The sequence below is a fragment of the Amycolatopsis sp. NPDC059235 genome (genome assembly GCF_042754125.1).
Taxonomy (GTDB): Bacteria; Actinomycetota; Actinomycetes; order Mycobacteriales; family Pseudonocardiaceae; genus Amycolatopsis; species Amycolatopsis albidoflava.
On sequence record NZ_JBHZAG010000064.1, the window covers coordinates 54,689 to 60,688 of the forward strand.

Sequence of the window (6,000 nt, forward strand, 5' to 3'; positions counted from 1 at the left end):
GGGTCCTCGGCGCTGATCGCCGACCGCAGCCCGCACCGCCGAGTCCACATCGGACCGTCCACAAACGACGGTGCGCCCCGGCCGGAAAGGCCGGGGCGCACCAAAAGTCACCAGGGGTTGTTGTCCTGCTCGTCCGGATCGATCCCGCCCGGACGGCGGCCCTGCGGCGGCGAAGCGGGCCCGCCCGGCGCGGGCGGCGTCGCGGGCGGACGCGGCGCACCGCCCGCGGGAGGCGGCGTCTTGGCGGGCGGCTCCTGCTGCTCCTGCGCGCTGTCCTGCTGCTCGTCCGGGTCCGGGTCGGGGTCCGGGAAGCGGTTGCGGAGCGAATCGAGCATGACGGCGCGGGTATCCGGGTCCTCGTCGCCCAGGCTGCGGCCCATGACCTCGGCCACCCGGTCGGTGATGCCCGACTGCGCCTTCCGCATGGTCTCGAGCACCATCCTGGAGAGCTCCTCCGGCGGGATGGTGCGCGTGCGGGAGCTGAACACCAGGTCCGACACGACCCCGTCGGCCCCGACGGTGACCTTGACGGTCCCGTCCGGGCTCGTCGCGGTCAGCCGCAGCTGTTCGGTTTCCTGCTGGGCCGCCGCGTAGCGCTCCGCCTTGCGGGCGAACCCGGCCGCCCATTCGTCCATTCGCCGGATTGCGTCGTCGGGGTCCCTGATCAGGTCGCCCAGCCCACCCGCGCTGGTCATGCTTTTCGTTCTCCTCGAATCCCGTCACCCGCGCCGTTGCGGGCGGGTCTCATCCTCGCCGCGACGGGCACCGTCATCTGTCGACGGTACCCGCCCGCCGCGGCGCCGCGAGGGCGCCACCGCCTCGCTACGTCTCGTCCGGCGAAACGCCCCGGTCGACCGGCTGCGCGGCATCGACCCGTTGCTTCGGCTGCAAGGGCTCCGCGCTGTCGTGCCGGGCCTCCGCGGGCACGCCGTCCCGGTTGAACGGCACGTTCTGCCCGGTCGGAGCCTGCACGCCGCCGACGCGGAACCGCTCCTTGAGCTCCCCGCTGTCGGTCTTGCTGAGCATCCCCTCGGTCGCCACCTTCTTGAACGGCTTCGACTGGCCCTCGTCGCCCTCCTGGTAGGACTTCGCGGCGGTCCGGACGTTGTCCGAGGTCGCCTGGACGCCCTCGATCGCCCCGCTGATCGCTTCCTTCGCCTTCTCGCCGGTCGGGTTGATGATCGGCGGGAGGAAAGCGCACAGCAGCCCGTACGCGTCGTCGGACATCGCGTAGTTCGCCGCCTGCGCCGCGGTGTTCAGCCGGTCCACCAGTCCGTCCAGGTGGCTCGCGTGCGCCACGAGGTCGTCGGGTTCTACGCGGAACCCCTGTGCGCCTCCGCTCATCGCCGCCTCACTTCCAGTCCTTGTTCTTCCAGTCGCCGATCACCGGCGGGGCGACGACCTCGTCGGGCGCGAAGAACGACGGGTCGTCCGACTCGACGAAGCTCGCGACCTTGTGTTCCTTGTCCTCCGGGCCCTTGCCGCCCTTGCCGCCGCCCATGGCTCCCATGCCGGGAGCGCCGGTCGCGCCCTTGCCGCCGGCGCCGCCCGAGCCGGGGCCGCCGCGCCCGGCGACGCCTTCCTCGGCCGCTCCGGAGCCGCCCGCGCCGCTGAACGCGCCGCCGGAGCCCGGGCCGCCCTTGGCGCCGCCGAGACCGCCCGCGCCGCCGCCGAGCCTGCTGCTGATGCTCTCGCCGTTGACGCCGCCGACCTTGCCGATGCCGCCGAGCTTCTCGCCGCTCGGGCCGGTGCCGCCGCCGGGGAACAGCGGTTTGCCGTCCGGGCCGATCTTGCCGGGGTTGAACGGCTTCGGCTCGTAGGGCTTGATCCCGCCGGGGCCCTCGGGGATCGAGGGCTTGAACGGCTGCGGCTTGTACGGGTTCGACTTGTACGGGTCGCCGTCCTTGCCGGTCGGGAAGGACGGGATGGGCGGCGGGGTGAAGCCGGGGCCGGGGTTGCCGCCGCCCGGACCCGGGATCGGCGGGATGTTCGGGGGGTTGAAGCCAGGGCCGGGGTTGCCGCCGCCCGGACCCGGAATGGGCGGGATGCTCGGCGGGTTGAAGCCCTGCGCCTTCGTCGAATCCGGGTTGGTGTCCGGGATGGGCGGGAACGAGCCGCCGGGCCCGCCGGTGACGCCGCCCGGGCCGCCGGTGGCTCCGCCGGGGCCGCCCTGCGGGATCTGCAGCGACGCCGGGTCGAACCTGCGCTCGGGGCTCTGCCCGCCCGGGCCTCCGGGGACACCGCCCGGCCCGCCGCCGCCCGGTCCGCCGCCGTATGGCTTGCCGTCCGGTCCGATCGGCCGTCCGTCGGGACCGATCGGCTGCCCGTTCGGGCCCACCGTCGTCCCCGGCGGGCCGATCGGCTTGCCGTCGGGACCCAGCGGACGCCCGTCCGGTCCGATGAGCTGGCCGTTCGGCCCGACCGTGGTGCCGGGCGGGCCGATCGGGTTGCCGTCGGGGCCGAGCGGGCGGCCGTCCGGGCCGACCCGCACCCCGCCCGGAGCGCCCGCGCCGCCGCCGGGCTTCATCGGGGTGCCCTGCGTCGCGGGCCGCCACCGGTCCGTCTCGGCGGGCAGCTTCGGCGGCTCGGCGAACCGCGGCGTGGCGACCGCGCCGCCGATCGTCTGGTCGTACCGCGTCATGATCTGCGCGGCCTGGTCCCGGGCGGCCTGCTGGTCGGTGAAGGTCTTCATGGCCGAGGAGTACGCCACGACGTACGCGGCCGGATCCCGGATCGTCATCAGGACCTTGTTCGCGTCCTGCGCCGAGAATTTCACCGGCGGGTTGGCGTTCATCGCCTTCTGCGTCTCGTTGAGCGCCTGGGAGTGGACCTCCTGCTGGCGCCCGGTGAGCGTCGCGCCCTGCGCGGTGGTGCCGAGCCACTTGCCGACGTTGGCGAGGTGCACGCGCGCCGCGTCGCCGGCGTCGCCCTTCCAGTTCGAGGTGCTCGCGTTGATCGCGTCGCCGAGGTTCTTCTGGTGCGTCGCCAGCTCGTTGCCGAGGCTCACCCAGGCCTCCGACGACTCGGCCACCGAGGCCGGGTCGGCCTGCGTGGTGATGGCGTCGATCATCTGCTCGTGCGTCGCGTTCTTCCAGTCGGTGTGCGGCGCGGCGCCCGGATCGCGCATCTCGAGGTCTTTGCCGAGATGTTTCTTCGACTCCTCCAGGTTCCGCTGGTACATCGCCCGGATCAGCTGGTCGCGCGCCTTCCCCTGGACGTTCGGGAGGAGCCAGCCGTTGAAGATCGCGTCGATCTTCGTAGTGGCGTCCTGGCGCAGCTGGTCGCCCGAGGCCACGTCGTCCGGGCGGACCGGGCCGATGTAGTACTTCGACGAGGGGTCGAGCGTCGGGTTGTAGAGCGCCGTGTTGCCGGGGTCGTAGTCCGTCGAGGACGGATCGGAGACGGACTCGGCGGTCGGTTGCTTCTTGTCGGCCACTGGTCTCCCCTTCAGCCCTGCTGTTCGGCGGTGCGGTGGATGCGCTCGAAGGTCTCCTTGGAGCTGTGCTCCCGCTCCTTGTAGTTCTTCTTCGCGAGCTTGATCGCCTCGACGTAGGTCGGGAACTCCTTGTGCGCCGCCTGCAGCTGCGTGACCAGGCCCTGCTGGTCGCGCGCGGTCTCGGCCATGTGCTTGCTGACGAACATCCCGGCCGGGCTCTTCGACATCGCCGGGACCCCGGCGATCTTCTCGATCAGCTGCACGTGCGCCTCCAGTGCGTCGAGCACGCCCTGGAGCGCGGCGATCATCTTGTCGCCGGTGCTGTCGTCCACCGCGAACGATCCGCGCTCGGCCAGCGTCTTCAGCTGGCGCGCGGGCAGCGAGAAGCCCACCGGGGCCACGGGGGCCGTCCTCGCTTCCATCGCCATCGGTGCCTCGTCGGTCATCGGGACCTCGTTCTCCTCGTGAACTGTCGCCGCTTGCAGTGGAATGGTCAGTAAACCTCGGAAACCGCCTGCTGCACGGCGCGCTTGAGCTCGCGGTGCCCGGCGGGCACGTACTCCGCGGTCAGGTCGCCCGCCTCGCTGACGGTCGATGTGATCAGGTAGCGGCCGTCGGCGGTGTCGAGCCAGCCGATCGGGTCGCCGCCGCGCCGCTCGCCGCGGCGGCCCCAGCCGCTCACCGCGATGTGCCCGCCGCCGAGCCGCGGCTGCGCCAGCACGCGTTCGAGCACCTCGACCCCGCCGGGGGCGGGGCGGGAGACCCGCGGGTCCGGGCGGCGCGGCTGCACGCGCCCGCTGACCTCGATCATCCCGAACGCGTCGGTCTCTTCCTCGTCCTCGGCCGCCTCGGCCCGCCGGCGCGCGGTCATCGCGGACACCTCCCGCGAGGCCGCCTGGCGGATCGTGTGCGCACCGGTGCTGGCCGGGCGCGCCTGCGGCAGCACGCCGGCGATCACCTCGACGAGCTCCTCGTCGTCGAAGAGCGAGAACAGCAGCTTGTCGGTCTTCGGGTCCTGCGTGATCCCCAGCGCCTGCCTGCCGTCGGTGAGCGCGACCACCGCGATGTCCGCGCCGAGGCCGTCGATCCCGCTGACCGAGACCGAGACCCGCGGCTTCGCGAGCAGCTCGAAGGCGGTGCGCACGTACGGGCTCAGCTCGTCGCCGCTGGAAAGCCTGCGCTCCTCGATCGCGTCGTTGACGATCTTCGCGACCCGCACGTACCGCTCGGGTTCCGCCGGCACGGTGCCGATCCGGAGCGGGAACTGGCGGATGTTCCCGCCGGTCGCCTCCCCGACCACCAACGCTTCGACGACGTCGAGCACGAACTCGAACCTGTCCGCCATCCCGAGGGCATCCTTCCCACAGCCGGGTCGGGCACGGCCGCTTCGGCACCCTTGTGAGTGACACCGAATTGCGTTGCCGTGCCTGGGATTCGCAATGGGGAAAGACTATCAGTCCGGCAGAGGCCGGTGATCACCACGGGGACTGCTGCCCCAATGTACCGAGGGCCGTGTCCGAACAGACACGACCTGCGGTTTCGCCGTGCGCGCCGCTTGACGCGCGGCCGGGAAGCGGCGGAAATTCCCGGGTGCGAGAAACGTGACAAAGGCCGCCGCGGATCGCGGCGGCCCCTTGCCGTGCCCGGTTTTACCGAGTTGTTCTTCCGTCCTTTGCCGTCGTTTCGCCGGTTCGTTGCTCCACAGTGGACTGGACGGCGTCAGGAGACGCCGCGCGCCCGTTCGATGTCCGGCGAGCGGTACATCCGCTCCGGGATCCGCGCCAGTGTCGACTCGTGCACCTGCGGACCGAGCCCGTACAGCTTCTGGAAGCTCATGATCAGCGGCCGCCACGCGTCCGGGTCGACGTGGTCGTCGGCGCCTGGCAGCCGGATGTCGTCGTGCACGAACACCCGCTGCACGCGCACCTCCAGCCCGACGATGCCGCCGCGCTGGGCTTCGTCGTCCTCGGCGAACGGGTGCACGGACTCCAGCACGACCTCCATCGCGACCGGGCATTCGGCGACCCGGGGCGGCGCCACCGTCTCGGACGGCACCGGCGTGAGCCCCGCGCGGCCGAACTTGTCCGCGACGTGGAAGTAGCCGCGCTTCTCCTTGAGCGGCGGAACCGGATCGGACCCGGTGGTCAGCGCGAGCCGGTCCACCGCGGCGGCCATCGCCGAGGACGGCAGGTTCAGCACGCATTCGCGCGTGCGCAGGAGGTTGAGCGTGGTCTTCGAGCGCGCGCCGAGGCCGAGCATCGCGCGCCAGCCGAGCCAGAACGCCGACGACATCGGGGCCAGGTTGGCCGAACCGTCCTCATTGGACGTCGAGATCAGCACGACCGGGGTGCCGAAGTACAGGATTCCGGGCTCGATCGCCGTGTGCGTAGGAAAAGTCGTGTTCACACCGCTCAGTCTGGCCACCGCCGCCCGCCCGCCGCTGGCGGAAATCAGCCGTCGCTTTCCGGTCCCGGAAAAGCCGTGAAGGGCTCCTTGAGGGAATCTGATTCCCTCAAGGAGCCCTTCACGGACGGCTAGGCGACGCCGGCTGCGGCAAGGGCCCG

5 protein-coding genes and 1 pseudogene are annotated in these 6,000 nt (G+C 71.9%); all 6 read right to left on the minus strand.

The genetic code is table 11. The annotated features are described in order from the left end of the window. Positions 1-107: 107 nt before the first annotated feature. Positions 108-695 (minus strand): YbaB/EbfC family nucleoid-associated protein, encoded by a 588-nt coding sequence (locus tag ACFXI3_RS32855; RefSeq protein ID WP_344276797.1) that lies wholly within the window; start codon positions 693-695, stop codon positions 108-110. Between the two features lie 349 nt (positions 696-1,044). After that, positions 1,045-1,344, minus strand: a pseudogene (locus ACFXI3_RS32860) (type VII secretion target); the annotation flags it as partial. A 7-nt stretch (positions 1,345-1,351) separates the two neighbouring features. Continuing rightward, positions 1,352-3,436 (minus strand): PPE domain-containing protein, encoded by a 2,085-nt coding sequence (locus ACFXI3_RS32865; protein WP_378404822.1) that lies wholly within the window; start codon positions 3,434-3,436, stop codon positions 1,352-1,354. Between the two features lie 11 nt (positions 3,437-3,447). Beyond that, a complete protein-coding gene (locus tag ACFXI3_RS32870; RefSeq protein ID WP_344276803.1) occupies positions 3,448-3,882 on the minus strand; it encodes a hypothetical protein in 435 nt (144 codons plus the stop codon). 47 nt (positions 3,883-3,929) lie between these two features. After that, positions 3,930-4,781, minus strand: coding sequence for an ESX secretion-associated protein EspG (locus ACFXI3_RS32875; RefSeq protein WP_378404824.1), 852 nt, complete (start codon positions 4,779-4,781; stop codon positions 3,930-3,932). A gap of 374 nt (positions 4,782-5,155) precedes the next feature. Continuing rightward, positions 5,156-5,842, minus strand: coding sequence for a flavin reductase family protein (locus ACFXI3_RS32880; protein WP_344276809.1), 687 nt, complete (start codon positions 5,840-5,842; stop codon positions 5,156-5,158). Between the last annotated feature and the right edge of the window lie 158 nt (positions 5,843-6,000).

Excerpts from the sequence above, each read along its gene's own strand:
- ACFXI3_RS32855 (WP_344276797.1), bottom strand. The coding sequence starts at position 695 with ATGACCAGCGCGGGTGGGCTGGGCGACCTGATCAGGGACCCCGACGAC.
- ACFXI3_RS32875 (WP_378404824.1), bottom strand. The coding sequence starts at position 4,781 with ATGGCGGACAGGTTCGAGTTCGTGCTCGACGTCGTCGAAGCGTTGGTG.
- ACFXI3_RS32870 (WP_344276803.1), bottom strand. The coding sequence starts at position 3,882 with ATGACCGACGAGGCACCGATGGCGATGGAAGCGAGGACGGCCCCCGTG.